Here is a 1,374-nt window from a genome sequence, read left to right as displayed (position 1 = left end):
GCGACCTTGACATAATACGAAGATTGTAGAACAATGAAAGAATAACGAAGGAGATCAAGAAAGAAAATGTCGGCAAAGTTAATAAGTGTAGAAGGCACAAAAGTAAAAATCGAACTTACAATTGAATTGAGTGAATCGATGTTAGATAGTGAAGGTAATATTCAAGAAGGATTGAACGAAGCAGGGTGTATAGCAGCTAAGGAAGCAATGAAACATTTAGATACAGATGGTTCAGCAATAAAGCTAGGAGAGAAAACATGGCGAACAAAGGGAGAGGAAGAGAAAGCATATCAAACTCCTTACGGCGAGGTAGTAGTAGCAAGGCATGTATATCAAAGTGCGGGTGGGGGAAAAACTTATTGCCCCATGGAAAGAAACGCACGAATAGTTGTGACATCAACACCAAAGTTCGCCAAACAAATATCATCGAAAATGGCTAATGGGGTAGCAAGAGAAGTACAACGAGATTTGCGTGATAATCATGGGCGTGAGGTAGCAGTATCCTATATTCAGAGATTGAGCGAAGCGGTTGGCAGCATTGTGCAAGCAAAAGAAGAAAGTGACAATTATGAGCCGCCAGAGATAGATGTCAAGATTGAATCGGTTGGTATAGGGTTAGATGGAACCTGTATGCTGATGTGTGAAGATGGCTGGCGAGAAGCTATGGTAGGGACGATATCATTATATGATAGTGAAGGAGAACGTCAGCACACGATCTATCTGGGAGCAACACCAGAATATGGTAGGAAGCGATTTTTAGAACGATTAGAGCGAGAAATCAGACAAACAAAAGATCGATATCCTAATGCAACCTATGTAGGAATTGCTGATGGAGCCGAATCCAACTGGAAATTCTTAAATGAACACACAGAAGAGCAGATCCTCGATTTTTATCATGCTTCAGGTTATTTGGGAATACTAGCCGAAGTTCTACATCCTAAGCAAATTCCCGAACAAAAAGAATGGCTTAAAAATAGTTGTCATCAACTCAAACATGAAATCGGAAGTGCCGAAAAATTCTACAACCAGATGGTACTGGCGATGACTGAAAATAAGCTAACCGAAACCATGAGGGAAAAGCTCCAAGCTTCGATTACTTACTTTAACAATCATTTGTGGCAAATGGACTATGCTCAATTCCAACAGAAAACCTATCCGATTGGCTCTGGTGTGACCGAAGCTGCTTGCAAGACTTTAATAAAGCAACGATTATGTTGCTCTGGGATGCGTTGGAAGGACAAGGGGGCGAGCATAATTTTGAGTTTAAGAGCTTTAGTTTTAACTTCTACTCGTTGGGAGCAATTCTGGGACAATCTCAATCAGTATGGGTTTCCTGCTGCTGTCTAATAATTGTATTGTATTGAGGTCGCACCC

General features: G+C 40.9%; 1 protein-coding gene. It reads left to right on the top strand.

The genetic code is table 11. The features are described 5' to 3' along the window. The first annotated feature begins 66 nt into the window (after positions 1-66). A complete protein-coding gene (locus VB775_RS10210) occupies positions 67-1,347 on the top strand; it encodes an ISKra4 family transposase (RefSeq protein WP_281005336.1) in 1,281 nt (426 codons plus the stop codon). Positions 1,348-1,374 lie beyond the last annotated feature (27 nt).

Source organism: Pseudanabaena sp. CCNP1317, from assembly GCF_034931345.1.
Taxonomy (GTDB): domain Bacteria; phylum Cyanobacteriota; class Cyanobacteriia; order Pseudanabaenales; family Pseudanabaenaceae; genus Pseudanabaena; species Pseudanabaena galeata.
This window is presented reverse-complemented; position numbering and strand designations above follow the sequence as displayed.

Bases quoted from the DNA above. Each gene is read 5' to 3' on its own strand.
- VB775_RS10210 (WP_281005336.1), top strand. From the start codon at position 67: ATGTCGGCAAAGTTAATAAGTGTAGAAGGCACAAAAGTAAAAATCGAA.